Annotated in this window: 24 protein-coding genes and 1 pseudogene; 10 read left to right on the plus strand and 15 right to left on the minus strand. The window is 57.8% G+C overall.

The genetic code is table 11. The features are described from left to right. Positions 1 to 11: 11 nt before the first annotated feature. From tgtA to Harman_RS05775, 3 genes are read right to left on the minus strand one after another with little or no spacing between them, the layout of a single operon-like run. The gene (tgtA, locus tag Harman_RS05765) at positions 12 to 1484 is read right to left on the minus strand and encodes a tRNA guanosine(15) transglycosylase TgtA (protein WP_137682841.1); all 1473 of its coding nucleotides are present in this window, start codon (positions 1482 to 1484) and stop codon (positions 12 to 14) included. 42 nt (positions 1485 to 1526) lie between these two features. After that, positions 1527 to 1784, minus strand: coding sequence for a hypothetical protein (locus Harman_RS05770; RefSeq protein WP_137682842.1), 258 nt, complete (start codon positions 1782 to 1784; stop codon positions 1527 to 1529). Positions 1785 to 1828: 44 nt separating this feature from the next. Beyond that, positions 1829 to 2374 carry an NUDIX hydrolase gene (locus Harman_RS05775; RefSeq protein WP_137682843.1) on the minus strand — a complete coding sequence of 182 codons (546 nt, stop codon included), beginning with the start codon at positions 2372 to 2374 and terminating at the stop codon, positions 1829 to 1831. 94 nt (positions 2375 to 2468) lie between these two features. Between Harman_RS05775 and Harman_RS21935 the strand changes: the two genes are divergently transcribed. Beyond that, positions 2469 to 2594, plus strand: a complete 126-nt coding sequence (locus tag Harman_RS21935; RefSeq protein WP_268812789.1) for a hypothetical protein — start codon at positions 2469 to 2471, stop codon at positions 2592 to 2594. A gap of 15 nt (positions 2595 to 2609) precedes the next feature. Here Harman_RS21935 and Harman_RS05780 read toward each other — a convergent pair. Together Harman_RS05780 and trmY are read right to left on the minus strand one after the other, a co-directional pair. Next, positions 2610 to 4760 (minus strand): annotated as a pseudogene (locus tag Harman_RS05780) (hypothetical protein). A gap of 91 nt (positions 4761 to 4851) precedes the next feature. Further along, positions 4852 to 5448: a tRNA (pseudouridine(54)-N(1))-methyltransferase TrmY gene (gene trmY, locus Harman_RS05785; protein ID WP_137682844.1), complete on the minus strand. Its 597-nt coding sequence runs from the start codon at positions 5446 to 5448 to the stop codon at positions 4852 to 4854. Between trmY and Harman_RS05790 the strand changes: the two genes are divergently transcribed. Then, positions 5422 to 5757 carry a hypothetical protein gene (locus Harman_RS05790; protein WP_200830831.1) on the plus strand — a complete coding sequence of 112 codons (336 nt, stop codon included), beginning with the start codon at positions 5422 to 5424 and terminating at the stop codon, positions 5755 to 5757. The two genes, trmY and Harman_RS05790, sit on opposite strands and share 27 nt — an antisense overlap. Before the next feature lie 182 nt (positions 5758 to 5939). Here Harman_RS05790 and Harman_RS05795 read toward each other — a convergent pair whose 3' ends face one another. From Harman_RS05795 to Harman_RS05805, 3 genes are all read right to left on the minus strand, one after another. Then, positions 5940 to 7016: a tyrosine-type recombinase/integrase gene (locus Harman_RS05795; RefSeq protein WP_235007162.1), complete on the minus strand. Its 1077-nt coding sequence runs from the start codon at positions 7014 to 7016 to the stop codon at positions 5940 to 5942. Positions 7017 to 7208: 192 nt separating this feature from the next. Beyond that, complete coding sequence (locus Harman_RS05800; protein WP_137682846.1) at positions 7209 to 7406, minus strand: DUF7563 family protein; 198 nt, start codon at positions 7404 to 7406, stop codon at positions 7209 to 7211. 1 nt (position 7407) lies between these two features. After that, positions 7408 to 8304, minus strand: a complete 897-nt coding sequence (locus Harman_RS05805) for a hypothetical protein (RefSeq protein WP_137682847.1) — start codon at positions 8302 to 8304, stop codon at positions 7408 to 7410. A 449-nt stretch (positions 8305 to 8753) separates the two neighbouring features. Here Harman_RS05805 and Harman_RS05810 point away from each other — a divergent pair, with 449 nt between their 5' ends. The 3 genes from Harman_RS05810 to Harman_RS05820 all read left to right on the plus strand — a co-directional run bounded on the left by Harman_RS05810 (position 8754) and on the right by Harman_RS05820 (position 9695). Beyond that, positions 8754 to 9017, plus strand: a complete 264-nt coding sequence (locus tag Harman_RS05810) for a winged-helix domain-containing protein (RefSeq protein ID WP_137682848.1) — start codon at positions 8754 to 8756, stop codon at positions 9015 to 9017. A 156-nt stretch (positions 9018 to 9173) separates the two neighbouring features. Beyond that, entirely contained in the window at positions 9174 to 9443 is a 270-nt protein-coding gene (locus Harman_RS05815) for a type II toxin-antitoxin system HicB family antitoxin (RefSeq protein WP_137682849.1), read from the plus strand. Continuing rightward, positions 9444 to 9695: a type II toxin-antitoxin system HicA family toxin gene (locus tag Harman_RS05820; protein WP_137682850.1), complete on the plus strand. Its 252-nt coding sequence runs from the start codon at positions 9444 to 9446 to the stop codon at positions 9693 to 9695. 17 nt (positions 9696 to 9712) lie between these two features. Here the strand turns inward: Harman_RS05820 and Harman_RS05825 are convergent, their stop codons facing one another. The 6 genes from Harman_RS05825 to Harman_RS05850 form a co-directional block, all read right to left on the minus strand. After that, positions 9713 to 11824 carry a type B DNA-directed DNA polymerase gene (locus Harman_RS05825; RefSeq protein WP_137682851.1) on the minus strand — a complete coding sequence of 704 codons (2112 nt, stop codon included), beginning with the start codon at positions 11822 to 11824 and terminating at the stop codon, positions 9713 to 9715. Positions 11825 to 11827: 3 nt separating this feature from the next. Further along, positions 11828 to 12073: a hypothetical protein gene (locus Harman_RS05830; RefSeq protein ID WP_137682852.1), complete on the minus strand. Its 246-nt coding sequence runs from the start codon at positions 12071 to 12073 to the stop codon at positions 11828 to 11830. Beyond that, positions 12073 to 12759 carry a hypothetical protein gene (locus Harman_RS05835; protein WP_137682853.1) on the minus strand — a complete coding sequence of 229 codons (687 nt, stop codon included), beginning with the start codon at positions 12757 to 12759 and terminating at the stop codon, positions 12073 to 12075. The genes Harman_RS05830 and Harman_RS05835 overlap by 1 nt, the downstream gene beginning before the upstream one ends. After that, positions 12756 to 13550, minus strand: a complete 795-nt coding sequence (locus tag Harman_RS05840; RefSeq protein WP_137682854.1) for a DNA adenine methylase — start codon at positions 13548 to 13550, stop codon at positions 12756 to 12758. Before Harman_RS05840 ends, Harman_RS05835 begins: the two co-directional genes overlap by 4 nt. Before the next feature lies 1 nt (position 13551). Beyond that, on the minus strand, positions 13552 to 13827 hold the full coding sequence (locus tag Harman_RS05845; protein WP_137682855.1) for a hypothetical protein: 276 nt from the start codon (positions 13825 to 13827) through the stop codon (positions 13552 to 13554). A gap of 169 nt (positions 13828 to 13996) precedes the next feature. After that, a complete protein-coding gene (locus Harman_RS05850; protein WP_235007163.1) occupies positions 13997 to 15088 on the minus strand; it encodes a Cdc6/Cdc18 family protein in 1092 nt (363 codons plus the stop codon). A gap of 591 nt (positions 15089 to 15679) precedes the next feature. Here Harman_RS05850 and Harman_RS05855 point away from each other — a divergent pair. The 5 genes from Harman_RS05855 to Harman_RS05875 all read left to right on the plus strand — a co-directional run bounded on the left by Harman_RS05855 (position 15680) and on the right by Harman_RS05875 (position 20375). Then, a complete protein-coding gene (locus tag Harman_RS05855) occupies positions 15680 to 16327 on the plus strand; it encodes an FxLYD domain-containing protein (protein ID WP_137682856.1) in 648 nt (215 codons plus the stop codon). Between the two features lie 80 nt (positions 16328 to 16407). After that, positions 16408 to 17229 carry an IS5 family transposase gene (locus Harman_RS05860; protein WP_137682857.1) on the plus strand — a complete coding sequence of 274 codons (822 nt, stop codon included), beginning with the start codon at positions 16408 to 16410 and terminating at the stop codon, positions 17227 to 17229. Positions 17230 to 17532: 303 nt separating this feature from the next. Further along, entirely contained in the window at positions 17533 to 18525 is a 993-nt protein-coding gene (locus tag Harman_RS05865; protein WP_137682858.1) for a hypothetical protein, read from the plus strand. 2 nt (positions 18526 to 18527) lie between these two features. Beyond that, positions 18528 to 19199 carry a hypothetical protein gene (locus Harman_RS05870; RefSeq protein WP_137682859.1) on the plus strand — a complete coding sequence of 224 codons (672 nt, stop codon included), beginning with the start codon at positions 18528 to 18530 and terminating at the stop codon, positions 19197 to 19199. Positions 19200 to 19352: 153 nt separating this feature from the next. Further along, positions 19353 to 20375 (plus strand): hypothetical protein, encoded by a 1023-nt coding sequence (locus tag Harman_RS05875; protein ID WP_137682860.1) that lies wholly within the window; start codon positions 19353 to 19355, stop codon positions 20373 to 20375. 419 nt (positions 20376 to 20794) lie between these two features. Here the strand turns inward: Harman_RS05875 and Harman_RS05880 are convergent, their stop codons facing one another. Beyond that, on the minus strand, positions 20795 to 21454 hold the full coding sequence (locus tag Harman_RS05880) for a hypothetical protein (protein ID WP_137682861.1): 660 nt from the start codon (positions 21452 to 21454) through the stop codon (positions 20795 to 20797). Positions 21455 to 21743 lie beyond the last annotated feature (289 nt).

Raw genomic sequence — 21743 nt, forward strand, 5'->3', positions numbered from 1 at the left:
GACAATTGGTATCAGTCGCGGGCGTGCAGGTCCCGCAGGCGGACGCCCTCTGGCACGCGGTCAAGCGCTGTCGCCGGCCAGTCGTCGTGGACCAGCGTGAAGGACACGTCAGGATGGAGGTCGACCAGCCGCCGGACGCCGTCCGCTGCGGCCTCGTAGGCCGCCCGGTCGGTCTGGTCCGGGACCTCCGCGGTCAGGGGATACGTGTCGGCGAGTTCGCGCGGATACGGGCCAAACGGCGGCAGCACGCCCCAGGTCTCGTCGTAGCGGGCGCTGGAACTCCCCTCAGTCAGGAGCACCTCGTCGCCCTCGACAGGGAGCCGCTCCAGTCGATCCTGATGCCGTCGGACTTCGGGCCGTCGAGCGCTCTCAGTTGAGGTGTAGAAGAACGCGTCCTTCGAGACGGGGTCGGTCCGTTCGAGTTGTTCGGCGTGATCGAGCAGCGCGCGGTAGCCGTCGAGCATCGCCGGGTGCCCGCGGGCGCGGCTGTCGACAAGTTCCATGAGGTTGCCCGAGCGAATCGCCTGCTTGACCGTCCGGATTTCGCCGTAGGTGACATGGAGGTTATGCCGGGCGAGCAGTTCCTCGCGCTGGTCGGCGTCCATCCCGTCGAGTTCCGCCGGCGTGTGGGCGGTACAGACCGGACAGTGACACGGGAAGTAGGTCAGTTCGGACAGTAGTTCCGTCCCCTGGACCGTGAGATATCGGTCATCGCGGGCGTACAGCGCGTACGCCGCGGAGTCGAACAGGTCACAGCCAAGCGCGGCCGCCATCGCAAACATCATCGGATGGCCCGCGCCGAACAGGTGGACCGGGCCGACCTCCCCCAGCCCGCGCTTGCAGGCCGCGACAACATCGGCGAGCTCGGCGTAGCGGTACTCGTTCATCAGCGGGACGACAGCCCCCAGCGGGAACACGTCGAGTCCGGTGGTGACGGCGTCCGCGGCGGCACGCTCGCGCAGGTCTGGATAGGTCGACCCCTGGACCGGTGCGCTAACGAGCATCTCACCGGTATCGACAGTCGCGGCGTGTTCGAGTCGCTCCTGGGTCGTTTTGAGTTCCTCAGTCGCCCGCTCGCGGTCTACGTCCGGCGGCGTCGGGATGTCGACCGGCGTACCGATGTCCGAGCCGATCTCGTGCTGGAACTCCAGTATCTCCTCGGTTGTTACGTCGATGTCGCCGTACTCCGCGAGCTGGAACGAGCCGGAGTCGGTCATGATGGCCCCGTCGAACCCGAGCAGGTCGTGCAGGCCCTGCTCCAGTACGGGCTCCCGGAGGTCCTCGGAGCCGTGCAGGATGTAGCTGTTCGTGATGAGTATCTCCGCCCCGAACTCGGATTCGAGCGTCGCCGGCGCAACCGTCTGGACGTGGGGGTTAACCACGGGCAGAATGGTCGGCGTCTCGACGGTGACGCCGGCCCGCGGCACCGTTAGCTCGCCCAGCCGGCCCGCTGCGTCGTACTGGCGGACCTCGAAATTCGTCATTACACCCCGTCGTCGGCCAGCGCGCCTAAGAGTTGTGTTCGTCTATTCGTCCGGTCGCTCCGGCCCGCCGGGGACCAGTTTGCGCTGGGGCCGGTGGACGGTCCCGGACTCCTCGTCGGCGACGTACGCCTGCGACGTTCGGAACATATCGACCACCTCGCCGCGGGACCCGTAGGCGTCCTCGACGAGCCGTTCGAGCAACTCCGCACGCGAGATCGGCTGGCCAGTCCGGCGGCGGACGGCCGCGCGCAGTTTGTCCAGCCGGCGTTCCGTCTGTTCATCGAGTGCAATCGAGGCCATATGCTTAATGGTACCATTTCCCATGGCTTCAAGCTGTCGTCGGTTCAGCGCTCGAACAGCGCGTAGTACATGATACCCAAGGCAGCGCGACCGTCTCGGAGCGTGCCGTCCCGTACCGCCTGGACCAGTGAATCGAAGTCCGCGGTGTCGACGCGAATCGATTCGTTGTGGTCCAGGTCCTGGTCGGCCGTGGCCTCACACCCGCGTGCGACGTAGTAGTGGAACACGTAGTCGGTGTTGCCGTTGGCCGGTTCGCCCGTATAGAGGTGGTCGAGCGTATCGGCCTCGTACCCCGTCTCCTCACCGAGTTCCCGGGCGGCGGTGACCTTCGGGTCGCCGTCTTCGTCTTCCATCGTTCCGGCCGGCAAGCCGCGGTTGACCCGCCGGACCGGCTGTCGCCACTCCTCGATAACGACCACATCACCATCAGTGGTGAACGGGAGGATGACGACGCTGTCGCCGTTTTGTACGTAGTCGAACGCTCCGTCGGTCCCGTCGGGCAGGCGAACGGTCTCGCGGATGACATCGAACCCCGGACAGGCGTAGGCGGTTTCGGCACCGAGCGTCTCCCAGGCGAGTTCCTCGTCCATACCGGCAGTGTGGCTCCCACCGACAAAATCCACATGGGTCCACGCAAATGCAGGCATCAGACAGATACGACGGGCCGCACTACGTGAAAGTGAAATGAAAATATCGACTATCGTTCTCTTGCTCGGCGTCGTGTTGTTCGTCCTCCCGGTCCCCGGTACGTTCATCGGCGGGGGGCTGGTGCTCGTGGTCGGCGCGCTGGCTCGGTGGTTCGGTCTCTGAAAACGCGACAGCGACCTACAGTTTATCGGCGGCCTGGGCCTGCTCGGCCCGTCGGTCCGCCTGTTCGAGGCGCTTCCGGGCAGCGTTCGTCAGTGGGTCGTCGAGGTCGTCGCTGGCGTCCTCGATTCTGGTTGCGGCGCGCTGAAGTCGGTCGGCGACGGCCTGGAGTTGCTTGTCGGCGTTCCCGCGGTCCCCGGCTTCGGCGCGTTCCGTCGCCCGTCTCGCGGCTTCGACGACGGCGGCGAGTGCCCGTTCGAGGCCCTGGACAGCGTTCCCGGAGCCACCGCCGCTGTTGCCGTTCCCAGTGTCGTCATCGTCGCCATCAGTGTCTCCATCGTCGCCGTCGTCGTCCAGCTGTTCGGCCACCGACTCCCGGGTTTCCTCGGCAATATCGACGAGGAACGAGGCGAGTGAGGCCTTGCCGGTTCGGGGTTCGTCGATTTGGGCGGCGACATCCGCGGACGGGTCCGGATTCACCCGGAACGCACCGACCTCGTCGTCGCTGTCCCGGACTTCCGTCGTGTACGCGCCGCCGCCGTGGACGTAGACGGCGTCGGGTTCCGAGAGCGGGGCGTCGTACAGCCGGCCAGCAAAGTCGTCCTCCACAGCGAGGTCGGTGAGATCGCTGTCGGCTCCGGACGGATCGACTTCGAGGCGAGTGGCGTTCTCCTGAGCGACGAGTGGAACCTCACCGTCGACGCCCGCTCTGGTCGGCCCGTCGGCTGTCTCCGCGTCGGACACAGACACCGTTTCGCTGTGTGGCGCGACGCCGGCCCCGTTGACGGTGAATCGGTGCTCGCCCGCGGGCACGTCCTGAATAACTGACAGTCCCGAAAAGGTCGGGACGGCCTCGGGATCGCTCTCCAGCAGGGCGACAGATTCGACGGACGTGTCCTAGGTCGTCAGTCCCTCGTCTTCGGGCGCGTCGTCGTTCGAAACGGCTTCCGAGAGGCTGGCGACGAGGGTCCGTATCTCCGCCGGCTCGCCGATGGCGTCGTAGCGCTCGGCCAGTGCCGCGCGGTGGTTCGGCTCAGAGATGTCCGCGGCGGGGTTCTCGTACCGCGGCTGGTTCCAGGGCGCGCCCGTCGTGGTGATGTGGCCCGAGACAGCGTCCTCGGCGAACTCTGGCACGGCGAACTCGAAGCTCAACTGCGGCCCGGTGAAATCGGCGATGTGCTCCAGTTCGCTGCTCGGCACGAGGTCGTATTCGATATCCGGGTCAGCCTCACCTCGGTCGGTGTGCTGGAAGACCAGCCCCGTCTCTCTCGTCGGCAGATCTGTCGGCGGTTGGGTGAGGCTGTCGAACGAGCGGACGGTGAGCGATTCCGAAACGAGGTCCTCGCGGCTGACCGACGGGAGCCGCTCGTGTTCGTACAGCGGCGCGCCCTCGTACTCCGGGACGAGGTAGGGGAGCCGGGAGCCCTCGTCGCGCGGGAGCCCGTAGGCGACGGGGATCTCGGCGAGGTCCTCGATAGTCTCGACGGCGCTGTTCGTGATGTCCGCGAACCGGTCGCCCTCCGGCAGCCGGGTGAATCGGTCGCGGACATCGTTCACCGAGAGTGCGCTGGAGTGCGAGCCCAGTTCCGAGAGGATGCGCGGGACCATCTCCGGGTCGGGGTCCAGAAACTCGTTGTTGGGGACCTTCCGGGAGTGAGAACTGGCGACATACAACTGCGGATCCTCGGTCTCGGTGTCGACGAACACGTGCAGGACCTCCCAGTCGTGCCAGTGGAAGTTCGTCGTGAACTGATCGAACGCCGAGTAGAACCAGAACTGGACGACCGCAAGCGGCGAGTTCTCGTACTCGACAGCGTTGTAGAACGCCGTCGGGTCTGGCGGCTCGCCGTCGGTCATCCGCTCGTGGTACCCGTTGAAGGCGTCGAACCCGTCGACGATGGTCTCGCCGTCCTGCTCGCTAGTGTAAGGTCGTGGGTCCGTCGGAAACCACGGCTCTGCCTGGTCGAAATACAGCGTCGGTGCGAACCTGCGTGCGAGTTCCGCGGCCCGCTCGTTGTCTACCGGTGTCGCTACGTCATCGCTCCCGCCTTCGAACGCCGAACAGCCGGCGACAGACGCGAAACCGACCCCGGCGACGGACTGCAGGACCGCGCGGCGAGAGAGTCGCTCGCTGTCGCTCATCGGTCCCCCTGTCGATGTCGTGTCAATCGTCTAAAACTCCGACGATCGCAGGTTTCCGAGCCCAATAATCCCATACGCCTTTCAGCGAATCGCAGGGGAAAACCCTTCTGGCAGGGGATCAGTACTGCTTGAATCCGGCCGTATCGAGGTAGTTGTGCGCGACCGTGATAGCGTGATCCGCATGGAGGGACTTCGGTCCCAGCGAAACACGCTTTTCCACATGGTCGGCTAAGAACGCCGCTTCCTCGTCCCGAAAGTCGCGGTGGTCCGAAAGGACGAACACCGGGTCCGACGGTGGGGCAACGTCGACGACGGGGTCGCCGTCTTCGTGTAACTGGACGACGGTTCCGCGACGGGCCACGTCGTCGAGCGTCCCCTCGAACCCCCGCCTCGTGAGCGACACGCCGGGCGATGTTTCGACCGGCATGTGTCCGATGGCCTCTTCGCGCTCTTCGAGGGCCTTCCGTATCAGCGCCGCTGTGGACCGCTCATCGGGATTCAGCCGGCGGAGGTCGCTTCCTTCGAACGTGACGGTGTACTCGTCCGAGAGAATCAGGTGGACCCGCACGTCCTCGCGGATGGCGTGGCTCAGGAAGAACGCGCTGGTGACACACCGACAGAGCACATCGAGCCGGCCGGCAGCGCCGGCCAGGTCGTCGAGGGAGAACTCCGGCGTCGTCGGGGCGTCGTGGCCGATGATGACGAACTGGCGCATACAGGTTCGAAGCCGGTCGGCGACTTACGTGCATCGACAGCGCGTGACGGCGACACTCGAAGGGTAACGACCGGCCGCTACGGCGACGAGATGCGCTCGGCCGACGCGACGTTCACGCTGGCGCGCGCTGACAGCGCGGACGAGGAGGTTATCGCCGAACAGGTGATGGCGAGCGGCAGGTTCGCCGCATACAATGGCGAGTTTCGTAACGCCTACCCATTCCTGTCTGGCAACGTGCATCGCGTTGTCATCGAGACCGGCGAACGGACCGTGGACGGCGTGCTCGGGGACGATACGAACAGTCGGTGATTCCGGTTCCGCGGGCAGGCTGCGAAGTCACTCGGAGCCGGAACGACGACTGCTATTCGAGAGGGGGAGAGGGTCTCGGTACTCTCCAGAAGCGAAGTTGAAAAATGGGCCGGCGCGATTCGGATTGTTCGCTGTTTTGCGGGTGCTGTGCTGGGTGATTCGTGGGTTTTCGAGAGTGGGTGTTACTGATCATCGGTAGGGGTGAAATCAAGCTGGTTGACGAGCTGTCGGCGGCGGTCTTCCATGCGTTCGCGCTGGCGTCGCCGCCGCTCCTCGGGGGAGGCCTTGTCGTAGTGTTCCTCGATGGTCTTGCGCGTCGCGTTGACGCGTTCCGCGACATCCTGCGGGGGCCAGCCGAGGTTCAACAGCCACGTGATCGTGCCCGTCCGGATCTGGTGCGGTGACCGACTGGACGGGCACTTGCTTGCGTGGGCGCGGTCCCGCCACTCGCACGTCGCGATCTCCTTCCCGTGAGGACAAGCGTTGTACGTGCAGGGGAGCGTCGCCAGATAGCTCCAGATACGGACAGTATTGCTGCTCGGCCGTCCCCTAAGACTCGTCAGGAGCGGCTGGCGGCCGTTGTCATCACGGGTGTCATGGCGGTTCTCGTTGATGTACGTCTGGAGGGCATCGACAGTCTCAGGTGGCAAGCCGACTGGCCGCTCACCGCGGCGCTTGTTTTTCAGCGGTGTGCCGCTATCAGGTCGGTGCCGGAAGGAAACGTACGGGTTCTCGTCCAAGTGGACATCCCGGATGTCGAGACCGCGAATCCCACCCTGTCGAGCACCGGTGAACCACGCCAGTTCCAGAAACGCGTGCTGGCGGGTCCCGTAATCTTGCTCCGACTGCCGATAGTGTGTTAGGAGAAGTTTGGCGTCGTCAGCGTGGAGCTTCTTGTTGCTTGAGCGCTCCTCGGCATCGATATCGGGGATGCGAACGCTCTCGGCGAAGCCGTCCTCAACGGCTCCGATATCCTCCAGAAACTCGAAGAACATCTTCAGCGTCCACATCTCACCTTCGAGGGTGACTGGAGCGACCTTCGCGCTCCGCAACTCGTAGTACTCGTCGATATCGTACCTCCGAAGGTCGCTGACCCGCGTGATGCCGATTCCCTCACACCATTCGACGAAGAGCTTGAGCCGGTATTCCCAGCCGTGAACACTCTTCTCGGTCGAATCCGACTGGCGTCGTCGGAGATATCGCTCCTTTGCGTCACGCGGTGAGAGGTCCTCGGGGTTGGGGCGACGGCGACCGCTCACGCCGATCCACCTCTGGTCGATACGCCGAAACTACCAAATCCGTGGTCTGTGTGCGTTTGCATGGGTCTCTGTTGATGACAGCGGGCGCGGCCAGGGTTCCAAGCTAGACGCGCCCACTGTCGAATGACCCCTCGGGAATCGAACCCGAGTTCCACCAGTGAGTCAGAACCGCCGAGTTGCTACTGTCCGCTGTCAGGCTTTTTCCGGCTCGTACCGAACCGAGTCCGAACCGTCGCCACCACGATGCGACCGCGCCTCTCGGACCTCCGCACCGTCTCGAATCATCTCCTCACAGAACGGACAGGTGCGCGGCTGGTCGACATCGTCCGGCGTGAATACGCGAGCGTACTGGTCGGTGACCATCGACCCACAGCCCTGGCAGGTCGGCATCTCAGTCGTCACCTCCGTAGCGACGCCGGAGGCGGTCGAGTTCGTCCATTAGCTCCGACGTTTCCGAGAGCGACAGTCCGGACACCTCCGCCAGCAGCCGCTCGGCCGGGTCGCGCTTCGTCCGGCCGTCCTTCAGCTGGTCCACAGCATCGAACAGCGACTCGATATCTCGCTTCGCCACGCCCGAGTTTCGCCCGTAAATGAGATCTCGTGCGTCGTCATCTGAGAGACCAGTCTCCCGGAGTCGTTCAAGATCAGCAGTCATATCGGTGACCGTCTCGGCAGCCTCGGCCAGCGACTCCAGGCGGGCGATGAACTCGTCGGCATCCATCGTCGTCAGGTCCTCGACGACGATCTCGTCGGGCCGGTCGTCGGCATCCTCGACGAAGAGGCGATCCAGAGGTGTCTGGTCTTGCCCACCGTCGGTGACGAGATGCTCGTCACCATCGCGCTGGTCGTCGGCCGGATCGTAGACCGTCGTCACCTGCTCCATATCCGGAGCTCGGAACAGTTGGTTCGTCCCGTCGGTGTGGTAGAAGTGGCTGAACTCGGCATCGCAGTTAGGGCAGATGACGACCTCCCGGTTCTGGTACTGCAGGTCGCCACCGCAGTCAGGACAGGTGACAAACGAGCCGTCGGCGTAGTGCTTGGTCTCTGTGGCTGTCGGTGTGCCGCCGTCCGTGACGATCTCCGCAAAGCGCTCGCTACAGCACCGAAGCGCGGGGCCACGCGACCGATACCGCGCGCCACAGACGCAATAGTGCCAGCGGTCGTCGTCACGTCCGCGAAGTCGCGCCGCGGCGTCGGCCCAGGACTCGCCGTCGGCGACGCCGATGTCCTCAATGTCGCGCAGTCCGATGCTGTCGGTTCGCTCGTCGCTGTCGGTAGTTTCACTCATGCTTGCTCCAAAACGCGTTCAGTCGTCAATGCGGCCGCGCTGTGGCCACAGGGGTCGATGGTCGTCCGGTCGTCCGCGGCGAGCCCATCGACGGGCGTGCCACAAAATGGACAGGAAACGTTTACTTTCCAGTTAGTAGCCTGTTCGTAACCGGTTAAATCGTGCGGGAGGCTTTTGTCGCCCCCGCGTGTTGCGTTTATCACGGTTGCTCCTGCAACCGACGCGACGCCCGTGCTGGTGACACGGCGTCGCACTCCGTTTTCCGGAGCGCTACAACCCTGAAGGAGCGTCGCGTCGACTGTAGTGTCCAAATGATTTCCCATAGCTATTAGGCTTTGGGGTAATGATTGTACAGTATGTCTAGATTTATGGACAATTTGAGAAATTCCGAAGAGGGTTTTAGATGGCTCTTCGGGGATAGGCCTATGCCTCGGCACCGAGCAAATTGGATGACAGGAAGCGATGATGCTATCCTGGAATTTTTGAACGACACCGGTGCCGGTCACAACTACCAAGGAATCGCGAACAATTTCGAGGATAGAGGAATCGAGATCTCGTATAAAACTATCACTCGAAGGTTGCCAAAGCTTAAAGAGGCAAATCTCGTGAGGATTCTTCCCGGAAAAGGGAAGTACTACGCTATTACTGAACGCGGCGAAGCGTATCTCGAAGGGGAAGCCGATCTTCGTGACGAGCCGGACCCAAGCCAATAAGTAGTCTTTATCAACCAAGCATTCAGACCGGCGAATGGGAGTTCGGTCGTTATCATCACCCCCTAACCCCATTACGACCGATTCCCACTTCCCCCATCTCCGTTCATCGTTTCTCAGCCGAACGTTTATGCCGCTGATACGGCAAATACGACTATAATGGCCAGTTCGACGCGTGACGGAGATGTCCACGAGGACGAGATCCGAATGTGGCCCGAGGGCGATGGCTGGGTCATCACCCACATCGAAACCGGCGTCACCACGCAGGGCGAGACCCGTCAGGAGGCCCTGGAGATGCTCGACGAAGCGGTCGCACTCCACAGGGGCGAGATCGGTCACGAGCCGACTGACGAGGAACTCCGAGAGATGGGTATTGACCCCGAGGATAACACCACCGGAGACGGTGAACTCCCCGACTTCATGCAGTAAATGGGGCGGCGTACGTTTTCCGGCAAAGAGGTCGTGAAGGTTCTCGTGAACGTCGGGGATTTCGAGTGGCGACGGACGACTGGCGATCACGCTCAACTCTACTACGAGCACCCGACCAACGAGGACGACCGCCGGCAGGTTACGGTCCCACTCCACGACGAACTCCGAACGGGAACGCTTCGGAACATCGCCGACAGCGCCGGCGCGAACGACTTCGACGCCTTCTGTGAGTGGATCGACCGCAACGCGTAGAGTCAGTGCCTCCATCCTCACTGAAATCCCTCCAAAGACAACGTCGTGATGCCGTTGAGATAGCGGCGGTAGTCGGAGCGGTCCCACCCCAGCGGACGGAGGACACTCTCACCGGCTCGCAAGGCCAATGTCCGGTAGACCTCAGTGTCGAATTCGCGGAGGGGCTCGTGGGCTAATCTGACCCGCTCCTTCGACCGACGGCTGTCGTCGACAACGAGATACTCGACATCCTGGCCGGGATGCCGCGGGAGGTCCTGGTCCTTCGCCCGCTGGAGGGCGGCCACCGTCTGTGTTCGCTGGTCGTACTCCTCGACCGATTTGGAGACGCGTTTTCTGATTAGCAGGTTTTGCGGGTCAACATCGCCCGCTTCAAGCGTCTGGATACCGTGATACAGACGCTCACAGACAGCCTCTGGTGACCGCTCGCGGTCAAGTGTCCAGATGAGGTCGCGTTGAAGCGCCTCGATAAACGTCGGTGTACTTCGTTGGACCGCCTCAATCCCTTTCGTGACGAGCTCGTCCGAACCGGCCACGCGACCGAAATATTTCGTGAGTGCTCCCGCGTCGGAATCACGAAGCGGGACGAAACAGATCCAGTCGTACCGGTCCTCCAGCTCCAGCGGGATGGACTCCCGCTCAGAAATGCGGTCACACAGCTCCGGAATCGGTGTCTGGCTCTCCCCGTCGACGGGCTGGACCCAGAGACTGTCGACGATCCCGTGGACCACCCGCCAGCCCCCCGCTTCAAGCGTCTCCTTGGCGTCCAGCAGAATCTCCCGAGCAAAGGCATTGATCGCCTCGTGACACTCGATCCGGCCGAATTTGGCGTTTCGATAGCCCTGGTACCCGAAGCAACTGACCAGAATCCACTTCAGGGCGTTCGACCGGGCCTGAAGGTTCTGCCGCCGGTCAGGATCGCTCGTCGCGGCGATCTCCCGCTTGATGCTGGCGCGATCATCGATGATTGGACGGAGGACATTGGGAATGAACCCGTCCCGGTCACAGATACTGTATCCGATTCCGGGGACATCATCGGAGTCGTGACAGTCACAGCAGACCGTCTCCGGGCTGATATTGTATTCACACATGATGTTCGGGTACAGTGACCCGAAGTCGATCTGCACAACGTCCTCGTGCATCCCGACATCCGGTGCGAAGGTGAAGCCGCCACGGTCAGCTTCGTGTAGCGTCGCGACGGTTTTGAACTGCTCCGGCTCCCACTTGTTCCACGGTATCAGTACGTCACGTTCGAGCGCGGTGCGGACCTGAATCGCTGTCAATATCGTCCCAATCGATCCCCAAGCTGTCTCTTGAAGCGGCCGCCAAGACCGCTCCACGAGGTCAAGCAAGCCCGGGATGCCCGACTCGTCCAACAGAAACGAGTTCGACTCATCGACAACGGCCCGTCCCGGCACACGAAAGCGAGCTGGCGAGTGCCCGACCTGTCCGTAGCTCTCGTACGTACTGGACCCAGCCAGTTTCTCGTAGCCATCTGCTCGACCTAACCGGAAGTCATCGATCCCAAGCTCGTTGGCCTGCTCATGACAGAAGGGGATGATCCGCGCCGTCGAACAGCGTAACACATCTGGATCCGCAGTCTGTACCCGCCGATCGAGGGCAGTGAGAACTGCCTCCGGGCTGTCTCCAAGCCGATCACCGTCGACGGTCAGCGCAGTCACATCCTGGTCGCGGAGCGCAGTCTCCGGAATAGCGAGGTCCAGAACACGAAGGTCACGTTCCGGTACCGGAGAGGTCCCCGTCTCGACGCAGTAGCGGAACTGTGGCGCGAGGTCGACGTTGAACAGTCGGAACGCTCCGGGGTGGAACTGCTCGATCTCATACAATCGCCGGATTTCGTGTGCCAGCGTTCGTACCTCGGTCGCCCGTTCAAGACCGACACGGAGGACTGTCGATTTCGTTTCTGAACTCAGTGAGGTGAACCACTCTTCGTATCGCGTGCTGGTGACTTTCGGGTCTGATCGAAGCCGGTCCCTCAGAGCATCCAGACCGTTCCCCGCGACCATCAACGCGGGTTCGTAGTCACGATTGTGGTGACGCTCGACCCCGTCGCTGGTGGCATGCCATTCTCGAACCCCGTCCGCTCTGAATTCGCACGTGAGGAGCGGCATGGGTCAGTCCTGCACCTCCTCACGAAGTACCTGGAGTTCCCGCTGTTGAGCGACCAGCACTGAAAGGAGCAAGGCAAACTCGGGGTCGGTGCTATTGAGATAGCCGGCGGCATCGGCGTGCTGTTTCGCCTGCTCAAAGATTTCATCGAAAGCCGGTTTGGACTCCCGGCGTAGCGCCCGCCGAAACGGCTGGCATCGGTCCTCGAAGCGGCCGACGAAGTCACGATAGGTTGGGTTGGTTCGGCCCATCAGGTACCACCCATCGTGGCCGGTGTGATCGGACCGATTCCCGCGGTGTCAGCCTGTTCCTCTGCGACCCCAAGGAGGTCCACCCAGTAGGGAATCGTCGTCTGCCAGTACCCGTCTGCCCAGTAGACCGTCGTCTCATAGTCGTCTCCGACGAATCGGTAGCCCATCGGCGTCCGCTCACACTCGTACGAGGTAGCAACCTGCTCCGCGACCAACTCGGTGAATGCATCGGCAGCCGCGTCAGTCACAAGGACCGGAATATCGTACACATCGGCCACCTCGGAAAGCGCCCCGAGAACTGCGTTCAGCATCGGCTCAGACTCGTGCATCGGGACATCATCGTCACGGTACAGCGATGCCAGGTTCGGGAGGATGATCGACCCGGTTCGTCCGGTGGCCTGATTGACGACGCGGCGGACCACCTGAAAATGCTGGTACGCAGTAAAGCCTCTCGCAAGGCGAATTCGACGGAGAATACGCCGATGCGGTGCCATGTCGTGGAGCGTGTACGAGGAACTGGTATTCCGGGCGTCCACCCAGTACGCAATCCCGTCGGTTTGCTGGATCGTGTTGAGTGCCAACTGGTGGAGCGCGGTTGATCGAGGATCAGGTGTTTCCAGTAGCGTCAGGCCCGGCTCCAGTTCGGGAAGGCTCTCATCTGCGGTCCCCTGACGACGGCGCTTCATGACACCACCTCCGCAGGGTCGAAATTCAAGAGCAGGCGTTCAGAAGTCTCATTCGCGGACCCGCTTGTGCCATTGTTGATGTAGTTCTTGCTGTCACGAGAGAGAACCCACAACCCATCGACCTGCTCTGGTAGGTCTTGGTACGAACACAGCCCAAATCCGGACAGTTGATTGAGTGTGTCGACAAGTTCCTCGTGCTCAATCTCGCTGGTCGGATAGTAATCCTCAGTTCCGACGTATGGCGGATCGAAGTAAAACACCGTATCCGTGCTGTCGTACTTTTCAACGAGCTCCCGCCAATGCAGGTTCTCGATGACAACCTCATCGAACCGTTCGGCAAACTCCCGAAGCCGGTCGATCTTGTTTGCGAAACTCAGTGCCCGACTGGATACCTTGCTCGTGGCGAATCCGTTGAACGAATCATACCCGCCGCCCCACTGCGAATACCGGAGGTAAAAGAACTGTCCGGCTCGCTTCACGCTATCCTTGGGACGGTAGCCGCGATAGTACTTTTTCGCCCACTCAGAATGAATAGACCGCGAGTATGGGACCGACGAGAGCCATTCGACCAGGTCGCCGGGTTGCTCGCGTAGCACCCGGAAGAAGTGCACGAGGTCCTCGTCGAGGTCATTGTACACCTCGACCGTGCTTGTTTCCGGGTCCTTGTTCGCGAGCACGCCAGCCGCGCCACCGAACGCCTCAACGAAACAGCGATGCTCCGGCACGGCGTCGAGAATCCACGACGAGAGCCGGCTCTTCCCACCAGGGAACGGAAAGACTGCGTCCGCCATGTCAGGCCACCCCCTCGATCTCCTCGATACCCAGCCCCAGCAGCGACTCGATCAGCCACTCGGGCAGGTCGGGTTCGGCGAGCAGGTCGTCGGATACTTCGCTGGTCGAGAGTAGCGTTGCGACGGCCTCGCTATCGATGCCGAACTCCCAGGAGTCCTCGCGCTCGACTTCGATGCGACTGCTGTACTCGGGGTCACTGTGGAAAATATAGACCTTTGTGTCTATGCCATCGATTGTCTCGCTCTCGATTCGGTCTGGCGTCTGAGTACGCGACATACTCGTGGCGACGATGTGGTATGTAAAAGGACTGCGGCGGGCGCGTGGGCGAAAGTGAGCAGATTGCCGCTTTCTGAACTGAATCTGGCCGTATAGCGGCTGTACCACATGAAAAGGCGTGGGCGAATACGTGGGCGAATGTGAGCGAAAGGACTGCCGTCTGGTGATTTCAGTTGTGGGCGAAAGAGGCAGTCGACCGGTAACGGCGACCGCGAGTCGAGCCAGCCGATTCAATCAGATCGTAGTGTTCCAGGTGCTCAAGATATCGGCGTCGGGATGACTTCGACTTCGGCGAGTTCGCCCGGTCCTCGTAGCGAGCGTGCAACGTTCCAGAATCGAGTTCGCCAGCTTCGTCGATGATCCGCCACAGAAGTCGCTGGTGAGTCCCCAGCGAGCGGACTCGATCCTTAAGCACGTCGCGGCGAGCATCCTCGGAAATCGCATCGACAACCTCTGTTGTCAGCTCACGGATCTCGTTGTTCTCGACGTAGACTGCGGCCCGTCGGAGCAATGCAATCCCATCCCGAGCGTCGCCAGCCGCCAAATCCGCAATGTACTCGACAGCCCCGTCGGCGACCCGCGACGAGACCAGCCCATGCACAACACGAGCATCAAGGATGTCCGTGAGTTCGGCGTGGCTGTACTTATCCAACTGCACTGTCGCGGCGCTGTGCATCCGCGACGTGGCGGCCTGTCCCAGCGAGGTCATCCACTGATCCTCCTTGATTGTGATACAGATGAGCGATACGTTCGGGACCTCATAGAGGGCGAGCAGAGTTTCTTCGTCGAGCACGGCGACCTCGTCGAGGACGGCGATGAACTGCTCGTCACGGTCCCGGAGCCGGTCGATCACGACCGAGCGAGACGTACCTTCCCGCCGGAGATCAGCGCCGATTCCCACTTCACGGGCGAACTCGTGGAGGACTGCGCTCGCACTGTTGTCGCGCATGCAGTTGACGTAGCCCCACCGCAGATCCAACATCTCGCGTTCGAGCTGGTCGAGGACAAACTTCGCGATGGTGGTCTTGCCGACGCCGCTGGGACCGAACAGACAGATATCTTCGGTACGGTCCAGTGCTGACGGGGCGAGAATCGAAGAGAGGTGGTTGATCTGTCCATCACGATGGTGGAGATCTCTGGGAACATACTCAGGCCGGAGCGCTCTGGCGTCGGTAATCATGGTGTGGTAGATGGATGCCGGGATTCGATGAAAAGAGCGCGCCATCCGGAGTGAAAGTGAAAGTGGGTCTGTCTGTGGCATATTGAGAATAAAATCAGAAAGTACTGTGGCTGAACGCTTACCCTGTTAGAGTTGATCGACAGATCCAACATCACACTGAAAGAGAAACTAAGCAGCCAACTCCACAGTATTACGCCCGTTTCATATCAACAGGGCGAAGTTTTACTTATCTATCGTTTAAATTGACATATCATGCGTCGACGAACGTATCTGGCACTTGTCGGGACTGGTCTCCTCGCAGGGTGTGGTAGCTCGGGTGACGATAGCGGAGCCACACCTACTTCTGACGGCGGTGGAGCGCCGCCAACGGATACAGCGACCGACATACCGACAGAACCCAACACACCCACTCCGGAGCCAACAGAGTCGGATGCCTCAGCATCGTTTGTTGTCGAATCATTTGAGGGTCCCGACGAGGTATCTGTCGGTGAGGAGCACCGCCTGGAAATAACCGTCAGGAACACTGGTGACACGGTAGGAACGTATCAGGGACGGATCCGGTTTTCAACCTCACAAACAACGGATTGGAACGAGACTGATATCGAAATCGGCCCCATCGAACCTGGAGAAACTGAAACTCTAACGAGTGACCCTATCACGTTCGACCAACCTATGGAAGTCCAATACACCGTCCTCGACGCCGACGCCGGCCACACATACGAAGTGGTCGCGCCAGATGCCGGTCTCGAAGTCGGCCGGTCGGGACTGGTCGAAGTGGATTTGGGATACGACTCAATCCAGATGGCCGAGGTGGCGGTGACCAACACCGGTGGCGGGATCGCCGGCGTAGCCACTGTCACGGTGGACTGGTTTGATGCCAACGATGACTATTTGGCCTCAACATCGGTCAGGACACGCGGCCTGCGAGCTAGCGAGACATGGTTAGCGCGTGCCAGCCCAAGCATCGATGTTGACAACGACGACGCAATCGATAGTTTCGAAGTCTCGCCGGGACAAGCACGTCCTACAACGGCCTTTGGCCCCGAGGGTGTGACGGTGTCGAATGCCCAACACCGTGCCAGTTCCGAAGAAGTGATCGTCCGGGCCAGCGCCACCAATACGCGCGATACCCAAATCGACTATCTGGAGTTTGTCGGGAAGGTATACAACGACGCCGACGAAGTTATCGGCCATTACTGGACCAACGAAACGGAGGTGAGTGCTGGCGAAACTGTTCGTTTTGAGGGGAATCCAAACACAAACGGCCGCAGCGGGCAGGTCACCGCCCACGAAATCCTGCTGACAACAGAGGCATTATAAAAAGGAACGGCACTGTAGTTTCGCTAGACGCAACGGCGACGACTGCGTTATTGCCGTAGAAAGCGAAGAGACAGAATGCTTTGACTTCGGAATTCCGTCTCCTCACCCGTGTTACGGTGGCAAAAGCTAAATCAGTTGTCTCTAACCCGGACGAACCCGCCGACCCCGAAGGGGGTGGCGGGTTCGCCAAATGGGCGATGCTCACGTTGCATGTCCTGCGCACCGAACTCAACAAATCATACCGCGTCGCAGTGGATTTGCTCAGCGAGATGCCCGGTGTTCTTGACGAGATTGGGCTCACGCGACTCCCTCACTACACGGTTCTCCGCACGTGGTTTGAGCGGATTCCGACCAAGACGTGGCGTGCGTTTCTCGGCGCGTCGGCCGAGAAACGCACAGGCCACGCTTCGATCGATGCAACTGGCTTTGATCGTGACCAGCCAAGCCGACACTACGCCAACCGCACAGATTACCGCGTCCGAGCATTGAAAGTGACTGCTTTGGTGGATGTCGAAACGCTGTATATCACTGACATCCACTCGACTACCTCGAAGAAACACGACGCCAAGATCGGCCCGCAGGTCGCCCGCCGGAACGCGGGCGACCTGCGGAGCCTCGCTGCTGACAAAGGGTACGATGCAAAAGCCTTCCGTGACGAACTCCGTCAAAACGGCATCCGTCCGCTGATTAAACACCGTCTGTTCAACTCACTCGATCACGCTCATAACGCCCGCATGGACGGTGATCGGTACCACCAGCGTTCGATGTCTGAAACCGTCTTCTCAAGCATCAAGCGCACGCTCGGCGCTGCCGTGCGTGCGCGGAGTTGGTGGCTTGAGTTCCGAGAAATGCTGCTCAAAGCCACCGTCTACAACCTCCGTCGGAGCGTGAGATTTCCGTGAAATCGACCGCTGTGTACCGAAACTACAGAGCCAAAGGAACTCACTCACGTCAGGTCGGCGTTTTCAAGGGTAGGGATCTTGCGGAACGAATCGTTGGAGAACTCCATGTTTGGGATTTCGGCCCTTTTGAGGTGAATTATCGCTTGTCTTAACACCTGAGTTCAGTCTATCACACGCAAGGGATTAGAGGGTCCTTGTATATCTAAATCTTATTCATAAGTTACTGATTTCCACTCAGAAAGAAACTTTATAAATAAGAAATGAGAAGGTTCTTATTCTAATTCTCGTTAAACAAGATAAGAGATGTCTACAGATAGCCGGGATAATAACAATGGAGAGAGTCCAGACGGGGGTGACAGAGATAGCACAGAACCAGATGAAAGCTTAGATGAATTGGAACTAGGAGAGAAAGAATATTTAGGATATTGGGTCCTCCGAATAAGAGAGGAGACAGGTGGACAGCCTATTTCTCGTTCAGTCTTTTGGAAATTGTGTTGTCTGACTGACCGTCACCTGATAAGAGAATATAGTCTTGATATTAGTTTCCCCCGGCATTGGTACAAATATGGGGAAGTGGGCGAAGCCCACTCACTGACAAGAGACTTCTTCAAAGCTCCAAAGGCCAGATTTTGGCAAGGTCAAGAGTACCATTCGAAAGAGATCCCAGAAACCGCCTTTGAGGTCGATAATGAAAGGAAGACAGTCATTCGCCAAGCAGCACTTGAAACGGTCAGAGAATACCAAGATAAGAGTGCGCAAGGCCTCAAAGAGATACAGTACAATGAGTTTGCTCCGAATGATTTCATAGAATCCTATAGCAAGCTGCGTGAACACCTGGAGAAATTAGATAGCATAACAGAGGACAACGATAACACCCGGCAGGTTGATTTACATGATTTCATTGAGAATGAAGAGAGAGATCATATAGAGAAACTGTTGGATAAGATGGTTACCACCTATCCCAGAGAGAAATACCCCGATGTATATCGTCTATATTTGAGATGGGACGACACAATGCGGATGCTTGTAGAACAGAATAGGAGCATCCACGAACAAAAGGTGTTTTTAGAATTGTTCGTCGAGAAGTTGAGTGAAATCACTCTCCGGTTTGAACACAACCATGCAATCCCCGAAGAGAGATTAGAAAGTTGGCAGGAGGCAAGAGATGATAAAATCGAACAACTAAATGAAGGTATTGAAGAGACTCGTAAGGAGTGCTTATCTCGAAGGGAACAGAGCGGAGAGTTAGAGTCTATAGCGCACATATACGACGAAGTAATTATGGAAAAAATCTAAGAATGGTATCTGTATTCCTCGATAACGGGCTTGTAATTGCTTATTGCTTTACTATCCACGAATTCCACCCAGAATGTGATGAATACATCGAGGATTCCGATTCCGATTTGTATATTACCCAAGAAATAGACACCATATTCAATAAAAAGAAATCAGATATATCGAGAGAGCTATCAACCGACATACTTGAACATCAAGCAGATATAAAGAGGGGAAACTTTCCAGACCAATTAGGGCCCACTGATTTGAAAGACTGTCAGAAGATGATACATTCAAAAAACGATGCCCGCAGATTTTTATTGAATTGGTATTCTGAAGAAGTGGGATCATTTGTTCGGAAACATGAATTGACTGAGCGACTCCGTGATTTAGCAAATGATATTGAATCGAGAGCTGAAAAAAGAAAATCAGATTTTGATGACTATGTTGGAATATGGGCCCGGAGCGAGGACTATCCAGATGTCCAAGATGCTCTCAAGCAAATAAAAGAATCTAAAGAAGAGGATATGTGGGTCTGCATTGATGCGCATGATTTAGCTGTGAACACAGATGGAGAAACTGTGCTTGCAACCACTGATGCAAATGATTTCATTAATAACGGCCGCAGAGACTTAATCTTGGACTCAACTGCTATTGACGAAATAGAACCGGTTGGGAAGTTATCGGTGAAATAGTGGAGAAACAATCAATGATTTTGACTCGAAGCTATGTCTGTGGTAACGACTTCTCATACCAGCCGAGAATTGGTCAGAACCGTTGACGAAAGAAATCAAAATTGATTATAGCACCCAACACTTATACCTCAGGTTAATGATTTTGATATAGAAATGACAGAGGCCGATGAGGGTGGATTAGAGAGTTTCACTCGACAAGACCTCCGAAAGGCAACGAAATTTGTTGAGGGTGATTACAGCGGTATCAATCCTCGATCCTTCTATCGGAAATTAAAACGGGCAGTCGAAGAGATTCAGGACCCCAATGGATTCAAATACGAAACCGAAGGAACCCAGAATGCTGATCTTGAGATTGAAAGCGAAGAGGTTGGACAAAAAACGGGAACAGTAAAAGGCAGATTGAGAGCCGATTCAGATTGGCTCGAAGTCGGCAATGGCGAATTAGAATACAGACCCTATGGCCCGCATGGAGCCGCGAGCGCGATTTTGGGAGTTGTGATGCTGCTACTTGGGATTGGCGGCGCTGGCATCCTCTGGACTCTACTCGGGATTGTGGCCACTGGAGGAGGGATCTATGGCTATACCCGAAAAGAACGGGATACATTTCCAATCATCCATCAAGACGCTATCCGGGTGCTGCTAACTGGAGAAGTGAGCGAGCGGACGAAAGAGGGCGAAAAAGAGACTCGAACAGACATCTTCGCTAATATGAGTGTCGTCTTCTCAGGAGATGTCTTTGTAGCCGTTGATTCGGGAAGTTTAGATGAACTTGATTGGACGTTCCGACGAGAGGTCGTTAACCAGGTGAAACAGTGGCACAATCAGGTTGTCGAAAGCGATCGTGAAAAGCTCCAGATTGAGAGTGGATTTATCTGGCAGCTTAAAGGCTGGACCGATCGAGACGTGCAAAAACACCGTGGTATTATCGAAGGAGCGCAATCTGGATTGATTCGAGATGCACCGTTCGAATACCGGGTTGCGTATACAGATCTTCTGAAAGACCAGCTGACACAAGAAATGCAGGAGACGTTGAAAACGCATGAAGATGAGCTCATGGCAGAGCTAGAGGAACTGGCTGAAGATGTCGATGTCTACGTTGAACGAGAGGGACTACAACACACCAGTCAGCTAGAAGGATCTCCTGGTGAACCGAATCCTGAGCTTGATCCAGAATAACGATATCTTACACAAACCGCAACCTGGTCAATACAGGACACTAATCGCTACGTGCAGCAGTCGCCCCGTTCACTATCTATAGGTGAGGAGTGTTGGCCCTAAGTGCGCTCCTCGGCCCCAACCATCTTATCAGGGCCGCCACTATGTTATCTATTAGCATAGGATAAAATAGTGTGGTTGTTTCAATGGTCAGTACGCACATAGATTGGCCAGTGTATTCGCCTGATTGATACTGGAAATAAGGCGAAATTCTCCAGTAACGACTTGTTAGACAAGCCGCTGTAGCGGACAGTACAGAGGGTCTGTCTATCATTCCACGAACTCGTTACGCCAACCCACAAGATTGACAGGTAGAAGTTCTGTCCTCGTTGGTTTATAATCACTCTGTTGACCGTTCGTTCGGAACGTTCTTTACTGCTTCATTTTTCTTCTGTACTCTGGATCCCTCGCTGCCGCAATATTTCAAGTTCGTCGTCTAGAAACGATTGGTAGAGGTTCCCAACGAATACACTCGCCACAATATACACGACAGCCGCGCTAAGTGTCAATGGAACTGAATAAGAGTTGACATCGACAAGCGATAGCGCAATTGCCGGAACTGTTAGAATGAACGTTAAAACCATATGAATTGTTAATGAGTACAAAGGGTCATCCGGTTCGAAGGTGCGAAGCATTAGGTCATATTCTTCGATCTCGATTATCGGTAAAACCATCCAGAAGACACCGATCGTCCCCGCCAGTATTGCGCCCGATAGCGAATTTTCAGAAAGGACGATAAGTATCTGTGAAACTGCGATCAGAAATGAGTTGAACGCATGAATATGATTGAAACGTCCCAGTTTGGGCTCTTTACCACTCAGTTCGTCCTCTTTGAGGGTAGCAGCCCTATCGGTTGGTGAGAGTGATCGGTCCATGATCCTTCGTACGTAAGCCTCGAAGGGTCCAGCATCAAGCAGGTAGACATCGTTGTGCGCCTCGTTAGCGACTTCAATAATTTTGACTTGTCGTGATGTATTGGCTAGTGCCGCGATAACCAGCAGAATTAGCGGGACAAGCGTTGAGACATTAATATCCGCCACTTTGTTTCACTCCTTATAGGTCGATTTTAATAATATTCTCGTATACTGTTTCAACTGGCAACAAATCGAGAATAAATCACAGAAGCTAATATTTTTATCGAAGGCAGGGGATCTCACAGTCCGGAAACATCAATCACCCTCATGCAACATACGCGCCTTGTATCTTGCACGGCGCTTCGAGCTTTATCTGGAATTGATAGGTAATCAATGGTCAATTCACAGATATGCCGAGCGGCTATATCTCTATGATACACCTGAAACAAGAAATAACGACTTGTGTAACAAGTCG

The organism is Haloarcula mannanilytica, assembly GCF_005406125.1.
Taxonomy (GTDB): Archaea; Halobacteriota; Halobacteria; order Halobacteriales; family Haloarculaceae; genus Haloarcula; species Haloarcula mannanilytica.

What these genes read in the sequence shown, in the direction of transcription:
- Harman_RS05800 (WP_137682846.1), bottom strand. Translation starts at nt 7,406, where the DNA reads ATGCCGACCTGCCAGGGCTGTGGGTCGATGGTCACCGACCAGTACGCT.
- Harman_RS05870 (WP_137682859.1), top strand. Translation starts at nt 18,528, where the DNA reads ATGGTATCTGTATTCCTCGATAACGGGCTTGTAATTGCTTATTGCTTT.
- trmY (WP_137682844.1), bottom strand. Translation starts at nt 5,448, where the DNA reads ATGCGCCAGTTCGTCATCATCGGCCACGACGCCCCGACGACGCCGGAG.
- Harman_RS05850 (WP_235007163.1), bottom strand. Translation starts at nt 15,088, where the DNA reads ATGCCACAGACAGACCCACTTTCACTTTCACTCCGGATGGCGCGCTCT.
- Harman_RS05825 (WP_137682851.1), bottom strand. Translation starts at nt 11,824, where the DNA reads ATGCCGCTCCTCACGTGCGAATTCAGAGCGGACGGGGTTCGAGAATGG.
- tgtA (WP_137682841.1), bottom strand. Translation starts at nt 1,484, where the DNA reads ATGACGAATTTCGAGGTCCGCCAGTACGACGCAGCGGGCCGGCTGGGC.
- Harman_RS05845 (WP_137682855.1), bottom strand. Translation starts at nt 13,827, where the DNA reads ATGTCGCGTACTCAGACGCCAGACCGAATCGAGAGCGAGACAATCGAT.
- Harman_RS05830 (WP_137682852.1), bottom strand. Translation starts at nt 12,073, where the DNA reads ATGGGCCGAACCAACCCAACCTATCGTGACTTCGTCGGCCGCTTCGAG.
- Harman_RS05875 (WP_137682860.1), top strand. Translation starts at nt 19,353, where the DNA reads ATGACAGAGGCCGATGAGGGTGGATTAGAGAGTTTCACTCGACAAGAC.
- Harman_RS05815 (WP_137682849.1), top strand. Translation starts at nt 9,174, where the DNA reads ATGGCCAGTTCGACGCGTGACGGAGATGTCCACGAGGACGAGATCCGA.
- Harman_RS05835 (WP_137682853.1), bottom strand. Translation starts at nt 12,759, where the DNA reads ATGAAGCGCCGTCGTCAGGGGACCGCAGATGAGAGCCTTCCCGAACTG.
- Harman_RS05840 (WP_137682854.1), bottom strand. Translation starts at nt 13,550, where the DNA reads ATGGCGGACGCAGTCTTTCCGTTCCCTGGTGGGAAGAGCCGGCTCTCG.
- Harman_RS05855 (WP_137682856.1), top strand. Translation starts at nt 15,680, where the DNA reads ATGGAAGTCCAATACACCGTCCTCGACGCCGACGCCGGCCACACATAC.
- Harman_RS05810 (WP_137682848.1), top strand. Translation starts at nt 8,754, where the DNA reads ATGACAGGAAGCGATGATGCTATCCTGGAATTTTTGAACGACACCGGT.
- Harman_RS05770 (WP_137682842.1), bottom strand. Translation starts at nt 1,784, where the DNA reads ATGGCCTCGATTGCACTCGATGAACAGACGGAACGCCGGCTGGACAAA.
- Harman_RS05775 (WP_137682843.1), bottom strand. Translation starts at nt 2,374, where the DNA reads ATGGACGAGGAACTCGCCTGGGAGACGCTCGGTGCCGAAACCGCCTAC.
- Harman_RS05865 (WP_137682858.1), top strand. Translation starts at nt 17,533, where the DNA reads ATGTCTACAGATAGCCGGGATAATAACAATGGAGAGAGTCCAGACGGG.
- Harman_RS21935 (WP_268812789.1), top strand. Translation starts at nt 2,469, where the DNA reads ATGAAAATATCGACTATCGTTCTCTTGCTCGGCGTCGTGTTGTTCGTC.
- Harman_RS05820 (WP_137682850.1), top strand. Translation starts at nt 9,444, where the DNA reads ATGGGGCGGCGTACGTTTTCCGGCAAAGAGGTCGTGAAGGTTCTCGTG.
- Harman_RS05805 (WP_137682847.1), bottom strand. Translation starts at nt 8,304, where the DNA reads ATGAGTGAAACTACCGACAGCGACGAGCGAACCGACAGCATCGGACTG.